Raw genomic sequence first — 18,764 nt, 5'->3', positions numbered from 1 at the left:
CTCAGGGCGTGGGGACGGGGGGCGTGGGCACGGGGGCGGTGGCCGGGCAGGCCCGGGCCAGGGCACGCCTGTAGGCCAGGATCAGCTGGTCGGAGGCCAGCAGCAGCTCATCCCCCTGGGTGCTCCAGGACGGGCCCGGGGGCTGGGTTTCCACCACCGCCTTGTCCTCCTCGTAGGTGTCGACCGTGTTGCGGATCGAGTTGCCGTCGGCCCAGCCGTAGGGGAGGAAATTGCGCACGCCGATCCACTTGGTGAGGGTGGTGTGGTCGTCGACGGGGATGTTGCTGGCGAAATAGATGTACTGATACCCCTTCCAGTTGAAGTCCAGGGCGATCCTGTTGACGTTGGGAAGGTAGCCGGTGAGGGTGGAGCTGGAGTGGCTCCTTTTCCGCTTGACGATGTACTTCAGCAGGCCCACGCGGGCCGGCGGCTTCAGCTTGTGATGGGTGGACACCAGACCCGGTTCGCTCACGATCTCCAGGCTTTCCACGCTCGCGTCCTCCCGGTTGCCGAAGAAGGGCCGGTGGACGAAGGGGGCGTGGGAGGTGTCCAGCGCCGACTCCACCACCCGGCTGAAGTGGGCGTTCCAGGTGTAGGACCCGCTCACCGCCCGCCAGCCCGGCTGACCTAGTTCCGGGAAGGGGGGGATGGGCACCTCGGAGGCCCGATCGGCCTCGCCGGGGAAGATCCAGAGGAAGCCGGACTGCTCCCGGATGGGGAAGGTGGCCATCCGGGCCCGGGCCGGGATGGGTGTTCCCGGGGGGTCGGCCGGAATCCGGACGCAGTGCCCATCCACGTCATAGCTCCAGCCGTGGTACGGGCAGCGCACGCAGGAGCCCTCCACCCACCCCCTGGCCAGGCTGGCGCCGCGGTGGGCGCAGTAGTCGGCCAGTGCATGGGCCTGGCCGCCCGCGTCGCGGAAGAGGAGGTAGCGGCGCCCCAGGAGGGTTACGGAGACGGGTTGGTCGCGAAGCCCGTGGGCATGCTCCACCGCATACCAGAAGTTCTCGAGTCCCTGGGTCATTCCTCGGGTCGTTCCTCGGGTCGTTCCTGAGCTGGGTGCGACACGGGTTCCACGGGCCGACCGACCCTGTTTAGCACCGATGGGGCCTGGATCCAAGATGAACCGGCTGAAGGAATTGCTGAACGATTTAGAATCGGTTTCTGTTGAGTGGCGACCATTGCGCAAGCTTCACCTGGACCCCGGTGAGTTCGCCTACCGAAGTGGAGACAGTGGTCAGGAGGTGTATCTCGTCCGCACCGGGGCGATCGAACTGGTCACCCTCTATCCCGAAACCGGAGAAGGCATCGACGGGCGCCATGGCCCGGGCCACGTGTTCGGTGAGGTGGAGCTGATCGACGGCCGGGCCCGCACCCACACCGCCAGGGCCTCTCAGCCCACGGAACTGCTCGTCTTCAACCGCGACGAGCTGATGGACCTGCTGTTCGAGCATCCCGAGCGCAGCCTGGTGCTCGGACGCAGCGTCTTCGACCGCCTCCGGGACCTCTACACCAACGAGACCCTGGAGTCCGACCTGGCCCGGCTGCGCGAGGAGATGCAGGCGAGCATCCGCGATGCGGTCGTCGCCCATGAGGGCCGCGTGGTGCGCAGCCACAGCGGCATGGCTGCCATCGCCGTTCCGATCGTGCTGATGGTGCTTCTGGCGATCGGTTCCTACTGGTACTTTCACCGGGGCTGAGCCCCGTTCACGCAGCCCATCTCCACTGGTCCCGTTCCATGAGCATCCAGCCGGTCCCCCCTGAAGACAAGGAGCACGCCCTCTCCGAATTCCGGGAGCTGATCAGTGCCGACGTCGAGGCCGGCATCGACAGCCACGAGCGCAGGATGAGCCGCATGGGCTTTCTGTTCCTGGCGATCTTCGTGGGCGTTGTCGGGCTGATGGCCGTTCTCCCCTGACACCGCCTCCGCTCCGGCGGGATGGAGGGCCAGGGGAGTGGCGGTGCCGGATCAGACTGCGGCCTTCTGGTTGGCCAGCAGGCTCTTCAGCTTGGCCAGCTCGCCGGCCCAGCGGGGATCGGGGGCGCCTTCGCCGACGGCGTCGGCATGGACCACCTTGTTGACGCTCTTGCGGGCGGCGGTGGGGGCGCTGCCGGGGCGGCGGTCGTTGCCGGCGGCACCGCGGACCTCACGGCGCTGCTCGGAAATCTCGATGCGCAGGGTGCTGCCGCCGAAGTCCTTGCCGTTGAGCTGGGCGATCACGGCCTCAGCCTGGGCCAGGTCGTCGACGTTGGCGAAGCCGAAGCCACGGCAGGTTCCGGTCTCCCGGTCGTTCACGGCCTTGAAGCGAACCCCTTCTCCCACGCTCGAGAAGAGAGCATCCAGCTCTTTGGCATCAAAGGTTTGCGGCAGGTTGCCGACATAGAGACGAACGCTCATGGGGAGGGGCTCAGGAAAGGAAAAAAACTCTGGCAGGCGGTGCGATCGCGCCATTGCATCCAGCAGTTAATCACGCCGTGGGTCCGGGTCCGCGCCGGGTCCCCGGCGGTCAAGCCAGAGCCGGGCCGCGGCAACGGCCTCATCAACTGCATGCGGGTCGGTCAACTCCGCTGTGTCCGTCGCTGCGGTTCCGCCAAGTCGACCGAAGGCCCGTTCGGCCGTCAGGTGATCGATCAGCTGGCCCAGACGGGGCCCTGGCGGGATGGCCAGGAGCTGTTGCAGCCGGCGGCCGTCGAGGGGCGGGCGGGGGTGGAACAGGCGATCCGCCGGGTTGCGCCACCGCACCATGGCCGCCCGTGCCGCCATGGGATCGAGCTGCAACAGCAGGGCGGGCAGATCCTCCTCCAGCTGGCGGTGCAACTGCAGCCGATCCGCTTCGTCCAGGGCCTCCAGGGACGGCCCGCCCCGGGGCGAATCGCTGCGCTGGAGACGGTCGTGCCAGTGACGCAGCCGCTGGCAGCGTTGCTGCAGGCGCCGGCTGGCCCGCAGCCGCTCCAGGGTCGGGCCGTCGAGCACGGCCGCCAGCCGCGCCAGCGGCAGGGCCCAGGCCGCCTCCGTCGGCATCAGGCCGCAGGCTTCCGGCCGTTGCGGCCCCAGGGGCTCCAGCCGGGGCCCGGACCCGTCGGCGGCCCCCCAGGGCTGGAGCAGCCCCGCCTCCAGGGCCAGCTCCAGCCCCCGGTGCCCCTCGGGAGCGGCGGCCAGCCGTTCCAGCTCCGCCAGCACCCGCTCCCCGGCCACGGCGGTGATCCGCTGCCGATGGCGCCCGATCAGCTCCCAGGTGGCCGGAGCGATGCTGAACGCCAGTTCGCAGGCCAGCCGCACCCCCCGCAGCAGCCGCAGGGGGTCATCGAGCAGGTTGGCTTCGCTGATGGCCACCAGCCGGCCTGCCGCCAGATCCGGCAGGCCGCCGCAGGGGTCGATCAGCCGCAGATCCGCGGCCGATTTGCGGCCTGACGGCGTCGCTCCCTCCAGGGGCAGGGCGATGGCGTTGGCGGTGAAGTCCCGGCGGGTGAGATCGGCGGCCAGATCCTCACCGGCGCAGCGGGCCAGGTCGATCGTCCAGCCCTGCAGCACCAGTCGGGCGATCGAGCGCTCCTGGTCCAGCACCACACAGCTGCCGCCCAGCTGCCGCCCCAGGCGACGGGCCAGGTCGATGGCGTCCACGGGCACCACCAGGTCCAGATCCGGCCGGGCGCTCAGGCGGCCCAGCAGGCCGTCCCGCACCGCCCCCCCCACTAGCGCCGTGCCCGCCGGCAGCTGGTGGAGGGCCACCGGCCAGGTCTCCGGCGCCAGGGCCCGCCACAGTTCAGGGACTTGACGTCCCGGCTCCCACGCCACAATGGGCGCCCTGCTGGGCCGCGGCGGCATGTGCATCTGCGTGGATTGCCACTGGGTCGAGCGGTGTCAGGCCTACCACGCCGTCGAGCGCCAGCATGGCGTCGCCCATCTCAATCCCCATCCTGACTTCAGCCCCCGCCAGCCGCGCATCCACGTGCAGGTGATCGATCTCGACACCGCCGGCACCAGCGTCGGGGTGGAGTGGGACGTGCGCGCCTGCTCCGACTTCCGCTCCGACCCGGGCCGCTGGCGTCGCTGTCGCCCCGACGGACCCCTGCCCCGATGAGTGTCCTCCCCGATCCGGACGGGCGCCCCTGGCTGCTGGCGCTGCACAGCTCCAGCGAAAGCCTCGGCGTGGGGCTGCAGCGCCTCGGGGCGGCGGCGCCCGAGCGGCTGGAGACGTTCCCCCTCGGCCGCTCCCTCTCCAACGGACTGTTCGAGTGTCTGGAGTCGGTGCTGCCGGCCAGCGCCTGGCCCCGGCTGGGCCGCCTGGCGGTGGCCACCGGCCCCGGAGGCTTCACCGGCACCCGATTGACGGTGGTGCTGGCCCGCACCCTGGCCCAGCAGCTGGCGCTGCCCCTGGACGGGATCAGCAGTTTCCGCCTGATGGCCCGCCGCCTGCTCACCGGATCCGAGCCCCCCAGCGAAGGCCCCTTCTGGTTGCTGCAGGAACTGCCGCGGCGGGGGGTGGTGACGGGGCTCTACGGCGCCGACCCGGACCAGCCCGGTGGCGTCGCCGAGCTGGAGGCGCCCCGTCTCCATCGGGGCAGCGAGGCGCTGACCCCGTACCCGATCCATCCGGCCGAGGTGCAGCTGCCGGAGGATGTGATCCAGCTGCTGGGCATCGGTGCTGCCAACGCCGCGGAAGGGCGGGACGCCCCCTGGCAACCGGTGCTGCCCCTCTATCCCACCAGCCCGGTGGAGGCGCTCCCATGCTGAGCCGCCCCGGACCCCGCCCCGAGCCGCGGCCGCGCCGTCGCCGCTCCCGTCGCCCAGCCGCCGCCGCCATGCCCCCGGCCGTCGCCCCCCAGCGCTCGCGCCGCGGGCCACGCCGCCGGCGACCGGTTTCGGGGCGGGTGGTGCTGGCGGGCCTGGCGGGACTGGCCCTGCTGTGGCTGTCGCGGGGTGGGTGGTGGCCCACGCCGCCGCCGCCCCAGATGATCCTGGTGCTGGGGGGGGATGCGGATCGGGAGGCGGCGGCGGCCCGCCTGGCCCGGGTGGACGGCCTGCCGGTGGTGGTCACCGGCGGCACCAACCCCGAGTACGCCCACTGGCTGTTCCTGCAGAAGGAGGGTCTGTCCCCCCGCCAGGTCCAGCTCGACTACCGGGCCCGCGACACGATGTCCAACTTCACCTCCCTGGTGGACGACCTGCGCAAGGCACGCATCCGCCATGCCCTGCTGGTCACCTCCGCCGACCACATGGAGCGGGCCCTGCTGGTGGGACGGATCGTGGCCGGCAGCCGCGGCATCCATCTCACTCCGGTGCCCGTGTCCTGCGGCGAGCTCTGCGTCGTCGAGGGCCGGCGGCGCCTCTGGGGCGACGGCGCCCGGGCGGCCCTCTGGGTGATCAGCGGTCAGGACATCAGGCCGTGGGTGGAAGAGCGGGTGGCTCCCTGGCTGGAAAAAGCAGGGATCCGCTGATCGGACCCAGGTCGAGCATCCGGTTGATCTGCTCCTGAGCGGCGCGGGTGGCGGCGTCCAGGTCGGGGCGGCGCCGGGAGGCCGGCGGCGGGATCGGTGTGCCGATGCGGATGTGGATCGGCACCAGCCTCGGGCCGTGGCCGCCGGGTCCCAGGGCCCGGTGGCTGTTGATGATCGCCACCGGCAGTAGCGGCACCCCGGCCCGGGCCGCCAGCAGGGCTGCCCCTGGCTGGGGGGCATTGACGCGGCCGTTCGCCTGCCGGGTGCCGTCGATGAACACGCCGGTGGCCCAGCCCTGCAGCAGCCGGTCGGTGGCGGTGCGGATCGCTTCGCGGTCGCCGGCACCGCGCTCCACCGGGTAGGCGCCGCAGGCCCGGATGATCGGCCCCAGCAGGGGCACCCGGAACAGCTCCGCCTTGGCCATGAAGGCCACCGGCCGGCCGAGGGCGTGCCCCAGCAGCGGCGGATCCAGGTGGGAGCCGTGGTTGGCCACCACCACCACGGCCCCCTCCAGGGGCACGTTGTCGTTGCCGGTGGTCCGGCCCCGGAACAGCACCCGGAACACAGGGAACACCAGCAGGTAGCTGATCAGCCGGTAGGTCAGGCTCGGCTTCGGCGTGCTCAGCAGGGCGGGGGGATCGGCGGGGGGGCGGCGGCGGCGTCTCACTGGCCCAGGTCGCCGGAGGTGGCGATCTGGGCGGTGCCGAGCCCGGGGCAGCTGCGCTTGATCAGGCCGGAGAGCACGTTGCCCGGCCCGATCTCCACGGCGGTGCTGATCCCCTCGGCCTGCAGCCGGTCCATCGTCTCCCGCCAGCGCACCCCCATGGTCATCTGCTGGCGCAGGCGCTCCTTGAGCACCGTGGCGTCGGTCTCGGGCCGGGGATCGGCGTTGCTGAGCACGGGGATCCGGGCGTCAGCGAACGGCACCGCCTCCAGTTCGGCGGCGAAGGCCTCGGCGGCGCCGGCCATGAAGGGGGAATGGAAGGCGCCGGAGACCGCCAGGGGGATGGCCCGCTTGCAGCGCACCGTCGCCGTGACACTGGCCAACGCTTCCGGGGTGCCGGAGAGCACCACCTGGGCGGCGCTGTTGTCGTTGGCGATCACCACCCCCTCGGTGGCGGCCACCGCCTGCTCGAGCTCGTCCCGGTCGAAGCCCATCACGGCGGTCATGGCGCCGCCGCCGGCGGCGGCCATCAGTTCGCTGCGGCGGCGCATCAGCTTCAGGCCGGTCTCGGCATCGAAGACCCCGGCGGCGTAGAGCGCCACCAGTTCCCCCAGGCTGTGGCCCGCCACCAGCCGGGCGCTGCGGCCCTGGCCGTGGAGCGCATCCACCAGCAGGCTCTCGACCACGAACAGGGCCGGCTGGGTGTTGCGGGTGTCGTTGAGCTCGTCTCCGGCGCAGATGGCCAGCAGGTCGCGGCCGAGCAGCTCGGAGGCCCGATCGAAACGCTCCCGGGCCCCCGGCAGGTCGATCACCCCCTCGGCCATCCCCGGCTTCTGCGAACCCTGTCCCGGAAACACCCAGGCGATGGCCATGCAAGCCTCCCGTGCAACGGCAGGAGATTAGGGCTCGGTAGGGGGGACCCCCGGACCGCTCCAGCGGAACAGGGCGGCGCCCCAGCTGAGGCCGGCGCCGAAGCCGCTGCTGGCGATCAGGTCGCCGGCGCCCACCCGCCCATCGCGCACCGCTTCGTCGAGCATCAGCGGGATCGTGGCGGCGGAGGTGTTGCCGTAGGCCGAAAGGTTGCTGAGCACCCGCTCGGCGGGCATGGCGAAGCGGTCGGCCACCGCGTCGAGGATGCGCTGGTTGGCCTGGTGCAGCAGCAGCCAGTCCACGTCGGCGGCGGCGGTGCCCGTGGCCTCCAGCAGCTCCGCCAGCACGGCAGGCACCTCGCGCACGGCGAACTTGTAGACCTCCTGGCCGTTCATGTGGATCGGCGCGAAGCCGCCCACCTGGGCGGAGAGATCCCCCACCAACGGCTGGTGGTCGGCCACCTGGGCCAGGGTGAGGCAGGCGTTGCGGCTGCCGTCCGAGCGCATGCGGAAGCCCACCAGGCCGTCTTCGGCGGGGTCACAGGCCTCCACGGCCAGGGCGCCGGCCCCGTCGCCGAACAGGACGCAGGTGCGGCGGTCGTCCCAGTCGAGCCAGCGGCTCAGCTGGTCGGCGCCGATCACCAGCACCCGCCGCATCGTGCCGCCGCGGATGTACTGGGCCGCCGTGATCAGGGCGAACAGGAAGCCGCTGCAGGCGGCGGTGAGATCAAAGGCCACCGCCCGGTGGGCCCCCAGGGCCGCCTGCACCCGCGGGGCGGTGCCGAACAGGTCGTCCGGGCTGGAGGTGGCCAGCAGGATCAGATCCACCTGCTCAGGGTCCCAGCCCGCATGGGCCAGGGCCGCCCGGCCCGCCTCGGCGGCCAGGCTGGTGACGGTTTCCCCGGGGCCGGCCACCCGCCGGGCACCGATGCCGGTGCGGCTGCGGATCCAGTCGTCGTTGGTCTCGACCCGCTCGCTCAGCTGGTCGTTACTGATGCTGGCGGCGGGGAGGGCGCGTCCGCAGCCCACCAGGGCCATGCCCCGCAAGGCGGCCGTGGTCACCGTCTTGTCTGAGCCGAGCGGCACCCATTCGGTTCACAGGTGGCCACAGTCAACCACAGGTGGTTGCCACTCCGGCGCTCCCCTCGCCGAGGGCGTGCAGGTCGTCCATGACGCCGTGGCTGGCGGCGGAGTGGGCCAGCCGCAGGGCGCTGACCACCGAGAGGGCCCGGCTGCTGCCGTGGCCGATGACGCAGATGCCATCGACCCCGAGCAGCAGGGCGCCGCCGTGCTCGGCGTGGTCGAGGCGCTTCTTGATCCGCACCAGGTTGCTGCGCAGGAACGCCGAGCCCACCTTGCCCCGGCGTCCCCGGGGCAGCTCGGCCCGCAGCACGTCCAGCAGGACGCTGCCCACCGATTCGAGGAACTTCAGCAGCACGTTGCCTGTGAAGCCGTCACAGACCACCACGTCGAAGTCGCCGGAGAGGATGTCGCGCCCCTCGCAGTTGCCGGCGAACACGAAGCGCTCGTCGGCCGCCAGCAGCGGATGGGTGCGCAGGCAGAGGTCGTTGCCCTTGCACTCCTCCTCGCCGATGTTCACCAGGCCGATGCGGGGCCGCTTCACCTGCAGCACGTCGCGGCTGTAGATGTTCCCGAGCAGGGCGAACTGGTGCAGCCATTCGGGCTTGCAGTCCATGTTGGCCCCCACGTCGAGCACCAGCACCTGCTGGCTGGGGTCCTTGGTGGGGAACAGGGCGCCGATGGCCGGGCGGTCGATGCCGGCCAGCCGGCCGAGGCGGAAGATCGCCGCCGCCATCACGGCGCCGGAGTTGCCGGCGGAATAGACGGCGGTGGCCTCGCCTTTCTTGACCAGGTCCATGGCCACGTTGATGCTGGCGTCGCGCTTGCGGCGCACCACGGTGGCCTCCTCGTGCATGCCCACCGACGGGCCGCTGGGCACCAGCTGGATCAGGCCACGCTGCACCGCCTCCTCCAGCTCCTGGCCCAGGCCCATGGCCGTCACCGCCTGCCGCAGCGGCTCCGGCTCGGCCACGAAGCGGATGCGCAGGGGCAGCAGGGCCACGGCCCTCAGGCAGCCCTCCAGGATCGGCCCCGGGGCGTGGTCCCCGCCCATGCCGTCGACGGCCACCCAGAGGCGCTGGCGGTCGTCGATGGCGGCGCCGGTGTGGCTGCCCTGCTGCAGACGCCGCAGGGGGTCGAACACCAGGGGCTGGAGCACGGATCCCGCCACATTGGTGGCGGCGCCGGCCATGCTGCCGGCCACGGACACCGCCCCGGAGGCGGCGCCGCTGGCGGTGGCGGTGGCGGTGCCCACGAGGCTGGTGACAGCCGCATTGCGGCGGTACCAGATCACCAGGCGGCGGATCGTGCGGTTGGGTTTGGGGCGGTTGGAGGCGAAGCGACGGCCGTCGCGCCCTGCGCCTTCAGGATCCTTCGGTGGCAACGGGTTCAACGATGCGCTGGAACAGATAGCCGGTGCCCCGCGCCGTGAGGATCAGCTCGGGGTTGGCCGGATCATCCTCCAGTTTGGAGCGCAGCCGCGAGATGTGGACATCCACCACGCGGGTGTCCACGTGACGCTCGGGCGTGTAGCCCCACACCTCCTTGAGGATCTCGCCGCGGCTGAAGGGCTCGCCGGAGCGGCTCACCAGCAGCTCCAGCAGGCTGAACTCCATGCCGGTCAGGCGGATGCGCTCGTCGCCCCGGTACACCTGGCGCTTGTTGGTGTCGATGCGGAGATCGCCCACCTGGATCACGCCGGAGTTGGGGATCCCGGCGCCCGGGTCCTTCTCGACCCGCCGCAGCACGCAGCGGATGCGCGCCTCCAGCTCCTTGGGGCTGAAGGGTTTGACGACGTAGTCGTCGGCGCCGAGCTCAAGGCCGGTGATGCGGTCAGCCACGTCACCGAGGGCGGTGAGCATGACGATCGGCACGTCCGATTCCTTGCGCAGCTCCTGGCAGACGCCGTAGCCGTCGAGCTTGGGCATCATCACGTCGAGGACCACCAGGTCCGGCAGGACGCGGTGGAAGGCCTCGATGGCCTCCTCGCCGTCGCTGGCGGTGACCACCTGATAGCCGATCATCGAGAGGCGCGTCTCGAGGATCCGGCGAATGCTGGCCTCGTCATCGACGACGAGGATCGTTTCCTTGGCGGTGGGGGAGGCCGTCATTGCGCGGCGAGGAGAATGCAACACGGTTCCGACCCACTGAACCGGCCGGAAGGTCGGGAATTCACCGAACGCCACCTTTCTTCATACACACCGCCCGCTCCCCTTGGCCCGTCCCGGTTCCTCGTTCGTCTGCCAGGCCTGTGGGGCCAGGACGCGGCAGTTCTTCGGCCGCTGCTCCGGCTGCGGCGGCTGGAACACCCTGGTGGAGCAGAGCGAGCCGAGCGGCGACAGTCGGCGGCGCCGGCCGGTGGCCGCCGCCGCCGCTCCGGGGGCTGACGGGGCCGGGACGCCGGGGCGGCCGCGCCGCTCCGAACCGATCCAGGCGGTGGGGGACCGGCCCCTGCAGCGTCTGGCCAGCGGCTACGGCGAACTGGACCGGGTGCTGGGGGGCGGCCTGGTGCCCGGTTCCCTGGTGCTCCTGGGGGGCGACCCGGGCATCGGCAAGAGCACCCTGCTGCTGCAGAGCGCCCGGGCCATGGCCGCCCGGGCGGTGGTGCTCTACGTCAGCGCCGAGGAGTCGGCCCAGCAGGTGAAGCTGCGCTGGCGGCGCCTGGCCGAGGACGGCCTGGGCGATGGCGAGAGCGAGGGCCTGCGCCTGCTGGCGGAGACCGACCTGGAGCTGGTGCTGCAGGAGCTGGAGACCCTGCGGCCCGAGGTGGCGATCATCGACAGCATCCAGGCCCTGCACGACGCCGAGCTGGGCAGTGCCCCCGGGTCGGTGTCCCAGGTGCGGGAATGTGCCGCCGCCCTCCAGCGCATCGCCAAGCGACAGCACACCGCCCTGGTGCTGGTGGGGCACGTCACCAAGGAGGGGATGCTGGCGGGCCCCAAGGTGCTCGAGCATCTGGTGGATGCGGTGCTCACCTTCGAGGGGGATCGCTTCGCCAGCCACCGGCTGCTGCGGGCGGCGAAGAACCGCTTCGGCGCCACCCATGAACTGGGGGTGTTCGAGATGCGGGGGGCGGGGCTGGTGGAGGTGAGCAACCCCAGCGAGCTGTTCCTGGCCGGGGATGGCCCCAGCCCCGGCACCGCCACGATCGTGGCCTGCGAGGGCACCCGCCCGCTGCTGGTGGAGGTTCAGGCCCTGGTCAGCCCCACCAGCTATGCCAGCCCGCGGCGCACCGCCACCGGCATCGGCACCAACCGCCTGCACCAGATCCTGGCGGTGCTGGAGAAGCACATGGGCCTGCCCCTGTCCCGCTTCGACTGCTACCTGGCGGTGGCCGGCGGCCTGGAGGTGGAGGAGCCGGCGGCGGACCTGGGGGTGGCGGCCGCCGTGGTGGCCAGCTACCGCGACCTCACCCTGCCGGCGGGCACGGTGCTGCTGGGGGAACTGGGCCTGGGGGGGCAGCTGCGGCCCGTGGGCCAGCTGGAGCTGCGCCTGCAGGAGGCGGCCCGGCTGGGGTTCGCCCGGGCGGTGGTGCCCCGCGGCAGCGCCCTCGGGCCGGTGGCGGCCGGCCTGGGCCTGCAGCTGCTGGAGGCGGCCACGGTGGCCGAGGCCCTAGTGGCCGGCCTGGGGGTCAACCCCGCCGCGTGAGTGCGGCCCAGGGAGCGCGGCTCAGAAGTAGACGTCGACGTTGCTGCGGCCGGAGGACTTGAGCCAGTTCTCGATGTCCAGGTAGCCGCCCGGGTAGAGGCGCACCGCCTTGGTCCAGTAGGCGGCGGCCTCGTCGAACCAGCGGTCGGCCGCGTCCTGGTCGCCGGTCTCCTCCGCCAGCCGCCCCCACTTCTCGTAGATCAGGCCCATGTTCTTGAGGCAGGAGGGGGAGTTGCCGTTGGCGTCCAGGGACTGGCGATAGAAGTCGAGGGCCTTCTCCTCCTCGCCGTTGCTCATGAAGATGATCGCCATGTTCTTGAGGATCTCTCCCCGGTCAATGCTGTTCTCCTCGAGCTTCAGGGCCTCCTCGTAGTTCTCCAGCGCCTCGGCGTAGTCGCCGTCGTTCTGGGCCGACAGGCCGTCGCGGTAATAGACGTAGGCCTCCTTCGCCTTGGGATCGATCGGCAGCAGCTTGACGATCAGGTCGGCCATGACCGTGAAGCTCTTGTCGATGAAGTTGTCGTTGCGCTGCGAGCGGGGCAAGGGTCCAGGTCCGGATCTTCCACCCATCCTGCCTTGGGCGGCCGGGGCAACGGCGTGGCGGCTCCCTAGCCTGGGGCCCGGCCCCCCGCTCCGGCACCCAGCACCGGCACCCCCCGCTTGAGCGCCACCCCCCCCGCCAGCAGCTCCCGCGAGCCGTTGCTCCTCGATGTGGAGGGCATGAAATGCGGCGGCTGCGTCCGCGCCGTGGAGCAGCGCCTCCTCCAGACCGAAGGGGTGCGCCAGGCGAGCGTCAACCTGCTGACCCGCACGGCCTGGGTCGACCTGGAGCCCCGCTCTGACGGTCCCGATGGGGACGGCGTGGATCCGCTGCCCGCCCTGCTGGGCAGCCTCGAGGGCCTGGGCTTCCAGGCCCGGCTGCGCCCCCAGGAGCCGGAGCCCGCCAGCCAGCGGGAGCGGCGCCAGGCCGAGCAGTGGTGGCGCCACTGGCGCCAGCTGCTGGTGGCCCTGCTGCTGCTGCTTGTCTCCGGCCTGGGGCACCTGGCCGACGCCGGTCTGCTGGCCTGGAGCGGTCCCTGGCCGCTGCTGGGCAGCCCCTGGTTCCATGCCCTGGTGGCCACCCTGGCCCTGGCCTTCCCCGGCCGGCCGATCCTGGTCCGCGGCGTCCGCTCGGCCCTGGCCGGGGTGCCCGGCATGGACACCCTGGTGGGACTGGGGGTGGCCAGCGCCTACCTCTCCAGCCTGGTGGGCTGGCTGTGGCCGGCCAGCGGCTGGCCCTGCTACTTCAACGAGCCGGTGATGCTGCTCGGCTTCGTCCTCACCGGCCGTTTCCTGGAGGAGCGCGCCCGCTACCGCACCGGCCGGGCCATCGAGGAGCTGGGCGCCCTCCAGCCCGACCATGCCCTGCTGCTCCTGGGCGACGGCCCCCCCCGCCAGGTCCGGGTGGGCGGGCTGCGGCCGGGGGACCGGCTGCGGCTGCTGCCGGGCGACCGGGTGCCGGTGGATGGGGTGGTGCTGGAGGGCTGCTCGCGCGTCGATGCCTCCAGCCTCACCGGCGAGCCCCTGCCCCAGTCCGTCGAGCCGGGCAGCGAGCTGGCCGCCGGCCTGCTCAACCTCGAGTGTTCCCTGGTGCTGGAGGTGCGCCGCCGTGGTGCCGACAGCGCCATCGCCCGCATCGTGCGCCTGGTGGAGCGGGCCCAGGCCCGCAAGGCGCCGATCCAGGGCCTGGCCGACAGGGTCGCCGGCCGCTTCACCGTCGTGGTGCTGCTGCTGGCGCTGGCCACCCTGCTGTTCTGGTGGCTGTGGGGATGCCGGCACTGGCCCGAGGTTCTCACCATGGGCGCGGCCGTTGGCCACGGGGCCCATGGGCATGGAGCTCTGGCTCACGGGGTCGTGGGGACCGGCACCCCCTTCAGCCTGGGGCTGCAGCTGGCCATCGCGGTGCTGGTGGTGGCCTGCCCCTGCGCCCTTGGCCTGGCCACGCCGACGGCGATCACCGTGGGCTCCGGGCTGGCGGCCCGTTCCGGCCTGCTGTTCCGGGGCGGCGATGCGATCGAGACCGCCTCCCGGCTGGAGGCGGTGCTGTTCGACAAGACCGGCACCCTCACCATCGGCCGTCCCCTGGTGACGGCCGTCCGGGTCGTGGGGGCGGCCCCGGGCAGCCCGGCGGAGGCGGCTGAGGCCGCCCGGCTGGTGCAGCTGGCGGCGAGCCTCGAGCAGCACAGCCGCCATCCCCTGGCCCACGCCGTGCTTCAGGAGGCCCAGTGCCGGGGGCTTCCCCACCTGAGCGTCAGCGAGGCCCAGGCCCTCCCCGGCGAAGGGGTGCAGGGGCTGGTGGAGGGCACCGGCCTGGTGCGGGTGGGCCGGCTGGACTGGCTGGCCCGCCAGGGGGTGATGGCGGAGCCCGCTGGTACGGCCCTGCAGCAGGACCTGGAGGCCGGTGGTGCCACCCTGCTGGCGGTGGCCGCCGAGGGGCGGCTGCTGGGACTCCTGGCCGTGGAAGACCGGCCCCGGGCCGATGCCGCCGCCACCGTGACCCGCCTGCGGCGGCTGGGGCTGCGGCTGGGCCTGCTCAGCGGTGATCGGCGCGCCAGCGTCGAGGGTCTGGGCCACCGGCTGGGCCTGCGGCCCGAGGAGCTGGCCTGGGAACTGCGACCCGAGCAGAAGCTGGAACGGCTCCTGCTGGCCCATCGCCAGGGGGCCGTGGCGATGGTGGGTGACGGGATCAACGATGCCCCTGCCCTCGCCGCCGCCGACCTGGGCATCGCCGTCGGCACGGGCACCCAGATCGCCCAGGAGAGCGCGGCCCTGGTGGTGATGGGCGAGGGGCTCGACGGCATCGTCCGGGCTCTGGAGATCGCCCGGCGCACCATGGCCAAGGTCCGCCAGAACCTGGCCTGGGCCTTCGGCTACAACCTGATCGTGCTGCCGATCGCCGCCGGTGCGCTCCTGCCGGGCTTCGGCCTGAGCCTCTCGCCCGAACTGGCGGCCCTGCTGATGGCCTTCAGCTCGATCACCGTGGTCGGCAACGCCCTGCTCCTGCAGGGTCTCCCAAGGGATTCCGCGCCATGAGCGGGCGCTTCCTGGTGCTGGAGGGCATCGACGGCTGCGGCAAGACCACCCAGATCGAGGCCCTGCGTGCCTGGCTGCCGCTCAGCGGCCTGATGGCGCCCGGCGCCCGGCTGGTGGTGACGCGGGAGCCGGGCGGGACGGCCCTGGGCCAGGCCCTGCGCGCCCTGCTGCTGCGGCCGCCGGAGGGGGCCGCCCCCTGCAGCCTCTGCGAGCTGATGCTCTACGCCGCCGACCGGGCCCAGCACGTCGAGGAGTGCCTGCGTCCGGCCCTGGCCGCCGGCGACTGGGTGCTGAGCGACCGCTTCAGCGGCTCCACCGCGGCCTACCAGGGCTATGGCCGCGGCCTGCCCCTGGCCACCATCCGGCAGCTCGAAGTGATGGCCACCGGCGGCCTGGAGCCCGATCTCACCCTCTGGCTGGATCTCCCCCTGGCCGGGTCCCTGCAGCGCCGCGGCGACCGGCCCGCCGACCGCATCGAGGCCGCGGGCGAGGCCTTCCTGCAGCGGGTCAGCGACGGCTTCGCCAGCCTGGCCGCCGAGAGGGGCTGGCACCGCGTTGCGGCCGGAGGGCCGATCGAGCAGGTGACGGGCCGCTGCCGCTCCCTGATCACGGAACACCTGGGTGCCGCCGGCGCAGGGGGCCATGGCTGAGTTGCTCGCCGATGCCGAGCTGTTCGCCGATCTGGTGGGCCAGCCCCAGGCCGTGGCCCTGCTCACGGCCGCCCTCGAACGGCGGCGGCTGGCGCCCGCCTACCTGTTCGTCGGCCCCGACGGGGTGGGCCGGCGGCTGGCGGCCCTGCGCCTGCTCGAGGGGGTGCTCGCCGGTGGCACAGCCGGTTCGGTGCCGCTGCGGCGACGCCTGGCGGCGGGCAACCACCCCGATCTGCTCTGGGTCGAGCCCACCTACCTGCACCAGGGCCGGCTGGTGAAGGCTTCCGAGGCCGAGGCCCAGGGCCTCAGCCGCCGCAGTCCCCCCCAGCTGCGCCTGGAGCAGGTGCGGGAGGTGACCAGGTTCCTGGCCCGCCGACCGGTGGAGGGGGAGCGTTCCCTGGTGGTGCTGGAGACGGTCGAAGCGATGGCCGAAGCGGCCGCCAATGCCCTGCTCAAGACCCTCGAGGAACCGGGCCACGGCCTGCTGATCCTGCTCACGGCGACGCCGGACCGGCTGCTGAGCACGATCCGCTCCCGCTGCCAGGCCATCCCCTTCGCGCGGCTGTCCCCCGCCCTGGTGCGCCAGGTGCTGGGGCGACTGCCGGTGGTTGAGGGGACGCCGGAGCGGGCCGTGGCCGATCCCCCCGAGCTGCTGGAGCTGGCCGCCGGATCTCCCGGCGCCCTGCTGCACCACCGGCGGGTCTGGCAGGGCCTGCCCGAGGGACTGGCGGAGCGGTTGCTGGCCCTGGGCCGGGAGCCGATGGAGGCCCTGGGCCTGGCCCGCGACCTCAGCGAGGCCCTCGATGGCGAGCAGCAGCTCTGGCTGCTCGACTGGTGGCAGCTGCACCTCTGGCGGCGGCGCCAGGAACCGGCACCCCTGCGGCGCATCGAGCAGCTGCGCAGCCACCTGCTGGCCTACGTGCAGCCGCGGCTGGCCTGGGAGGTGGCCCTGCTGGATCTAGGCGGGTGAGAGGTGGCGGCTGAGGGCTGCCTTCAGGCCACCGCCCCTTCGCCCGTCTTGGGAACCGCGGCGAGCCTGGCCTCCCTGGCGGAGCGGATGGCGGCGGCGAGGGGTTCGATCTGATCGATGGGAGGCAGCTCGAGGCAGTAGCCGGCGCCGTAGACGGTCTTGATGAAGCGGGGTTTGCGGGGATCGGGCTCGAGCTTGGTGCGCAGGTGGCGGATGTGGACCCGGATGGTCTCGATGTCGTCGTCCGGCTCGTAGCCCCAGACCTCCTTGAGGATCAGGGAAGGGGCAACGGTCTGGCCGTGGCGCTGCAGCAGGCAGTGGAGGAGTTCGAACTCGGTGTGCGTGAGGCGGACGGGCGCGTCGAACCAGATGGCCTCGAAGCGCTCGGGGACGAGGGTGAGGGAGCTGAAGCTGAGGATCTCGTTGTGCTTGGCGGAGAGGGGGGCGCGCTCGCTGCGCCGCAGGAGTGCCTTGACCCTGACCATGAGCTCCTCGAGATCGAAGGGCTTGGTGAGGTAGTCGTCGGCGCCGGAGTTGAAGCCGCTGACCTTGTCCTTGGTGCTGCCGAGGGCCGTGAGCATCAGGATGGGGATCTTGGCGGTGCGCTCGTCGCGCCGCAGGCGCTGACAGAGGGTGAGACCGTCGACCTTGGGGAGCATCAGGTCGAGCAGGATCACATCGGGGCAGTACTGAACGGCAAGGGCCTGGCCCTTGATGCCGTCAGCGGCCCTCTGGACATCGAAGCCGCCGTGCTCAAGGTGTCCGGCGACGAGATCGAGCATGTCGCCGTCATCTTCGATGAGCAGGATGGAGGGCTTCATGGGTGTTCGAGGCGAGGCGAGTCGTCGTGGGTGCCTGGGTAGGGAGCACGGGGACGGGAGAGGACAGTGTCGCGGTTTTGCGTTGACACTGCAGGGATGAGGGTGCAGGTGCGCACCTGGCCGGGGGCTGAATCCGGCTCAGCCGACCACTGCCACCGGCCGTTACCGGAGTGATGGGGCCCGGCAACGGGCGGAAGGAGAAACTCCCCGGGCGGGATTCGAACCTGCGACCAATCGGTTAACAGCCGACCGCTCTACCACTGAGCTACCGAGGAAGACACCCGGCGGACCGGGATCCGAAGACCTTACCTTTCGGCCCCGCCGGCGGGCAAGGGGGCCAGGGAGCGGCGCAGGCTTTCGCCGCTCTGCCAGGGGCCGACCGCACCGGCTTCCATGCGGGCGGCCCCGTCACAGCACTCCAGTTCCTCGAGACGGTGGGTGATCCACAGCGCGGTGAGGGGGGATGGGCTGCGGTGGCAGAGCCGATGGATCAGCTCCAGCACCTCCTTCTGACTGTCCGGATCCAGCAGGGCGGTGGGTTCATCCAGGAGCAGCAGTGTCGCGGCGCTGGCCAGGGCCCCGGCGATCGCCAGCCGCTGCTTCTGGCCGCCGCTCAGGGTGTGGATGGGGCGCTGCTGCAGGCCCTCCAGCCCCACCTGGGCCAGGGCCGACGCCACCCGCCCGGCACGGGCCGCGTCGTCGAGTCCCTCGGGGAGGGCCAGCTGCAGGTCGCTGCCGCAACTGGGCAGCAGCAGCTGGTGGTCGGGGTTCTGGAACACCAGGGCCGGTCGGCCCTGGCAGGTGATACGGCCGGCCGTCGGCGTGAGCAGGCCGGCGACCAGGCGCAGCAGGGTGCTCTTGCCGCTGCCGTTGCTGCCGACGAGCATCCACAGGCCCGGCCCCGGAATCCGCAGCCGGCAGTCCTGCAGGGCCGGAACGCCTTCGCCCCAGCCGAAGCGGAGTCCCTCGATCTCCAGGGGGGGCTCGACCGCCCCGGAGGTCGCCGATGCGCTCAAGGCTCGAAGTTGAAGCCGGGACGCTTGCCACCGCCGGCGACCGACGACTTCTCATAAATCTGCACGGCGACGATCTCGCCGCTCAGCAGACTGACGCGCTTCTGCTCGTCCTTCTCGCAAGTGAGCTCGAGCACCTTGGGGTGCCCGCTCTCGAGCGCCTGACGCACGTCCCCGTACAGGGCCTGGGCGCCGTCCAGTTCCTTGCGCTGGACGGCAACGGGCATGGGGCTGAGCCGGAGGGAGATCTCGACGACGTACATGGTGGAGGGGGCTGGGGGCCGGGACGGTGGAGAGGGCGAGCCAGGCCACTCTGGCGAATCGCCGGCCGTCCGGGAGAGGTGGGTACTTGTACTCATTCCCTGATGGCAACGGCCCCCTTGGCCGCACAGAAAGGGGCTCTTCTCTTACGATCGGCTTGTAACGCTTCGTGAAGCACCTCCCATGACGATCGCCCTAGGGCGTGCACCGGCCACGCGTGGATGGTTCGACGTCCTCGACGACTGGCTCAAGCGCGACCGCTTCGTTTTCGTGGGGT

General features: G+C 72.0%; 21 protein-coding genes and 1 tRNA gene. 9 read left to right on the top strand and 13 right to left on the bottom strand.

Annotated elements, in window-relative coordinates; translation table 11 throughout:
* Position 1: 1 nt before the first annotated feature.
* Positions 2 to 1,024, bottom strand: a complete 1,023-nt coding sequence (locus CJZ86_RS13625) for an aromatic ring-hydroxylating dioxygenase subunit alpha (RefSeq protein WP_094586694.1) — start codon at positions 1,022 to 1,024, stop codon at positions 2 to 4.
* A gap of 157 nt (positions 1,025 to 1,181) precedes the next feature.
* Here CJZ86_RS13625 and CJZ86_RS13620 point away from each other — a divergent pair, with 157 nt between their 5' ends.
* A complete protein-coding gene (locus tag CJZ86_RS13620) occupies positions 1,182 to 1,700 on the top strand; it encodes a Crp/Fnr family transcriptional regulator (protein WP_094586692.1) in 519 nt (172 codons plus the stop codon).
* A 38-nt stretch (positions 1,701 to 1,738) separates the two neighbouring features.
* Complete coding sequence (locus CJZ86_RS13615) at positions 1,739 to 1,918, top strand: hypothetical protein (RefSeq protein WP_094586690.1); 180 nt, start codon at positions 1,739 to 1,741, stop codon at positions 1,916 to 1,918.
* A gap of 51 nt (positions 1,919 to 1,969) precedes the next feature.
* Here the strand turns inward: CJZ86_RS13615 and CJZ86_RS13610 are convergent, their stop codons facing one another.
* Both CJZ86_RS13610 and CJZ86_RS13605 read right to left on the bottom strand, forming a co-directional pair.
* Entirely contained in the window at positions 1,970 to 2,398 is a 429-nt protein-coding gene (locus CJZ86_RS13610; protein ID WP_094586688.1) for an RNA recognition motif domain-containing protein, read from the bottom strand.
* A gap of 66 nt (positions 2,399 to 2,464) precedes the next feature.
* Positions 2,465 to 3,730, bottom strand: a complete 1,266-nt coding sequence (locus CJZ86_RS13605) for a tRNA nucleotidyltransferase/poly(A) polymerase-related protein (protein ID WP_233134026.1) — start codon at positions 3,728 to 3,730, stop codon at positions 2,465 to 2,467.
* Positions 3,731 to 3,824: 94 nt separating this feature from the next.
* On the opposite strand from CJZ86_RS13605, the gene CJZ86_RS13600 reads away from it, so the two are divergent.
* From CJZ86_RS13600 to CJZ86_RS13590, 3 genes are read left to right on the top strand one after another with little or no spacing between them, the layout of a single operon-like run.
* The gene (locus CJZ86_RS13600) at positions 3,825 to 4,082 is read left to right on the top strand and encodes a Ycf34 family protein (protein WP_094586684.1); all 258 of its coding nucleotides are present in this window, start codon (positions 3,825 to 3,827) and stop codon (positions 4,080 to 4,082) included.
* On the top strand, positions 4,079 to 4,735 hold the full coding sequence (gene tsaB / locus CJZ86_RS13595) for a tRNA (adenosine(37)-N6)-threonylcarbamoyltransferase complex dimerization subunit type 1 TsaB (protein WP_094586682.1): 657 nt from the start codon (positions 4,079 to 4,081) through the stop codon (positions 4,733 to 4,735). The genes CJZ86_RS13600 and tsaB overlap by 4 nt, the downstream gene beginning before the upstream one ends.
* Positions 4,729 to 5,439: a YdcF family protein gene (locus CJZ86_RS13590; protein ID WP_353615230.1), complete on the top strand. Its 711-nt coding sequence runs from the start codon at positions 4,729 to 4,731 to the stop codon at positions 5,437 to 5,439. Before tsaB ends, CJZ86_RS13590 begins: the two co-directional genes overlap by 7 nt.
* On the opposite strand, the gene CJZ86_RS13585 is transcribed toward CJZ86_RS13590, so the two are convergent.
* The 5 genes from CJZ86_RS13585 to rpaB all read right to left on the bottom strand — a co-directional run bounded on the left by CJZ86_RS13585 (position 5,381) and on the right by rpaB (position 10,163).
* Positions 5,381 to 6,106 (bottom strand): lysophospholipid acyltransferase family protein, encoded by a 726-nt coding sequence (locus CJZ86_RS13585; protein WP_094586678.1) that lies wholly within the window; start codon positions 6,104 to 6,106, stop codon positions 5,381 to 5,383. The genes CJZ86_RS13590 and CJZ86_RS13585 overlap by 59 nt on opposite strands.
* Entirely contained in the window at positions 6,103 to 6,975 is an 873-nt protein-coding gene (fabD, locus tag CJZ86_RS13580; RefSeq protein WP_094586676.1) for an ACP S-malonyltransferase, read from the bottom strand. Before fabD ends, CJZ86_RS13585 begins: the two co-directional genes overlap by 4 nt.
* Positions 6,976 to 7,002: 27 nt before the next feature.
* The gene (locus CJZ86_RS13575; RefSeq protein ID WP_094586674.1) at positions 7,003 to 8,010 is read right to left on the bottom strand and encodes a beta-ketoacyl-ACP synthase III; all 1,008 of its coding nucleotides are present in this window, start codon (positions 8,008 to 8,010) and stop codon (positions 7,003 to 7,005) included.
* A 73-nt stretch (positions 8,011 to 8,083) separates the two neighbouring features.
* Complete coding sequence (gene plsX / locus CJZ86_RS13570; RefSeq protein ID WP_094586672.1) at positions 8,084 to 9,436, bottom strand: phosphate acyltransferase PlsX; 1,353 nt, start codon at positions 9,434 to 9,436, stop codon at positions 8,084 to 8,086.
* A complete protein-coding gene (gene rpaB / locus CJZ86_RS13565) occupies positions 9,417 to 10,163 on the bottom strand; it encodes a response regulator transcription factor RpaB (protein WP_015110442.1) in 747 nt (248 codons plus the stop codon). Before rpaB ends, plsX begins: the two co-directional genes overlap by 20 nt.
* A gap of 103 nt (positions 10,164 to 10,266) precedes the next feature.
* On the opposite strand from rpaB, the gene radA reads away from it, so the two are divergent.
* Positions 10,267 to 11,700, top strand: coding sequence for a DNA repair protein RadA (gene radA, locus CJZ86_RS13560; protein ID WP_094586670.1), 1,434 nt, complete (start codon positions 10,267 to 10,269; stop codon positions 11,698 to 11,700).
* A gap of 21 nt (positions 11,701 to 11,721) precedes the next feature.
* Here radA and CJZ86_RS13555 read toward each other — a convergent pair whose 3' ends face one another.
* Positions 11,722 to 12,243 carry a photosystem I assembly protein Ycf3 gene (locus CJZ86_RS13555; protein ID WP_094586668.1) on the bottom strand — a complete coding sequence of 174 codons (522 nt, stop codon included), beginning with the start codon at positions 12,241 to 12,243 and terminating at the stop codon, positions 11,722 to 11,724.
* A gap of 117 nt (positions 12,244 to 12,360) precedes the next feature.
* Here CJZ86_RS13555 and CJZ86_RS13550 point away from each other — a divergent pair, with 117 nt between their 5' ends.
* Genes CJZ86_RS13550 through CJZ86_RS13540 form a run of 3 tightly spaced genes read left to right on the top strand, consistent with a single transcriptional unit; the run spans position 12,361 to position 16,392 of the window.
* Positions 12,361 to 14,772, top strand: a complete 2,412-nt coding sequence (locus tag CJZ86_RS13550) for a heavy metal translocating P-type ATPase (protein WP_094586666.1) — start codon at positions 12,361 to 12,363, stop codon at positions 14,770 to 14,772.
* The gene (tmk, locus tag CJZ86_RS13545; RefSeq protein ID WP_094586664.1) at positions 14,769 to 15,422 is read left to right on the top strand and encodes a dTMP kinase; all 654 of its coding nucleotides are present in this window, start codon (positions 14,769 to 14,771) and stop codon (positions 15,420 to 15,422) included. The genes CJZ86_RS13550 and tmk overlap by 4 nt, the downstream gene beginning before the upstream one ends.
* Positions 15,415 to 16,392: a DNA polymerase III subunit delta' gene (locus CJZ86_RS13540; protein ID WP_094586752.1), complete on the top strand. Its 978-nt coding sequence runs from the start codon at positions 15,415 to 15,417 to the stop codon at positions 16,390 to 16,392. Before tmk ends, CJZ86_RS13540 begins: the two co-directional genes overlap by 8 nt.
* Positions 16,393 to 16,415: 23 nt before the next feature.
* On the opposite strand, the gene CJZ86_RS13535 is transcribed toward CJZ86_RS13540, so the two are convergent.
* The 4 genes from CJZ86_RS13535 to CJZ86_RS13520 all read right to left on the bottom strand — a co-directional run bounded on the left by CJZ86_RS13535 (position 16,416) and on the right by CJZ86_RS13520 (position 18,489).
* A complete protein-coding gene (locus CJZ86_RS13535) occupies positions 16,416 to 17,213 on the bottom strand; it encodes a response regulator transcription factor (RefSeq protein WP_094586662.1) in 798 nt (265 codons plus the stop codon).
* A gap of 203 nt (positions 17,214 to 17,416) precedes the next feature.
* Positions 17,417 to 17,488 (bottom strand) — tRNA-Asn (locus tag CJZ86_RS13530).
* Positions 17,489 to 17,518: 30 nt separating this feature from the next.
* Complete coding sequence (locus CJZ86_RS13525) at positions 17,519 to 18,229, bottom strand: ABC transporter ATP-binding protein (RefSeq protein WP_094586660.1); 711 nt, start codon at positions 18,227 to 18,229, stop codon at positions 17,519 to 17,521.
* Positions 18,226 to 18,489 carry a UPF0367 protein family gene (locus CJZ86_RS13520; RefSeq protein ID WP_094586658.1) on the bottom strand — a complete coding sequence of 88 codons (264 nt, stop codon included), beginning with the start codon at positions 18,487 to 18,489 and terminating at the stop codon, positions 18,226 to 18,228. Before CJZ86_RS13520 ends, CJZ86_RS13525 begins: the two co-directional genes overlap by 4 nt.
* Positions 18,490 to 18,764 lie beyond the last annotated feature (275 nt).

It is taken from the genome of Synechococcus sp. BO 8801, assembly GCF_002252675.1.
Taxonomy (GTDB): domain Bacteria; phylum Cyanobacteriota; class Cyanobacteriia; order PCC-6307; family Cyanobiaceae; genus Cyanobium.
Note: the sequence above shows the minus strand (reverse complement) of the source record. Positions and strands in the feature narration are given on the sequence as shown.

Coding starts and splice junctions, on each gene's coding strand:
- CJZ86_RS13625 (WP_094586694.1), bottom strand. CDS start 1,024: ATGACCCAGGGACTCGAGAACTTCTGGTATGCGGTGGAGCATGCCCAC.
- CJZ86_RS13615 (WP_094586690.1), top strand. CDS start 1,739: ATGAGCATCCAGCCGGTCCCCCCTGAAGACAAGGAGCACGCCCTCTCC.
- CJZ86_RS13610 (WP_094586688.1), bottom strand. CDS start 2,398: ATGAGCGTTCGTCTCTATGTCGGCAACCTGCCGCAAACCTTTGATGCC.
- CJZ86_RS13600 (WP_094586684.1), top strand. CDS start 3,825: ATGTGCATCTGCGTGGATTGCCACTGGGTCGAGCGGTGTCAGGCCTAC.
- tsaB (WP_094586682.1), top strand. CDS start 4,079: ATGAGTGTCCTCCCCGATCCGGACGGGCGCCCCTGGCTGCTGGCGCTG.
- CJZ86_RS13590 (WP_353615230.1), top strand. CDS start 4,729: ATGCTGAGCCGCCCCGGACCCCGCCCCGAGCCGCGGCCGCGCCGTCGC.
- fabD (WP_094586676.1), bottom strand. CDS start 6,975: ATGGCCATCGCCTGGGTGTTTCCGGGACAGGGTTCGCAGAAGCCGGGG.
- CJZ86_RS13575 (WP_094586674.1), bottom strand. CDS start 8,010: ATGGCCCTGGTGGGCTGCGGACGCGCCCTCCCCGCCGCCAGCATCAGT.
- rpaB (WP_015110442.1), bottom strand. CDS start 10,163: ATGACGGCCTCCCCCACCGCCAAGGAAACGATCCTCGTCGTCGATGAC.
- tmk (WP_094586664.1), top strand. CDS start 14,769: ATGAGCGGGCGCTTCCTGGTGCTGGAGGGCATCGACGGCTGCGGCAAG.
- CJZ86_RS13540 (WP_094586752.1), top strand. CDS start 15,415: ATGGCTGAGTTGCTCGCCGATGCCGAGCTGTTCGCCGATCTGGTGGGC.
- CJZ86_RS13535 (WP_094586662.1), bottom strand. CDS start 17,213: ATGAAGCCCTCCATCCTGCTCATCGAAGATGACGGCGACATGCTCGAT.
- CJZ86_RS13520 (WP_094586658.1), bottom strand. CDS start 18,489: ATGTACGTCGTCGAGATCTCCCTCCGGCTCAGCCCCATGCCCGTTGCC.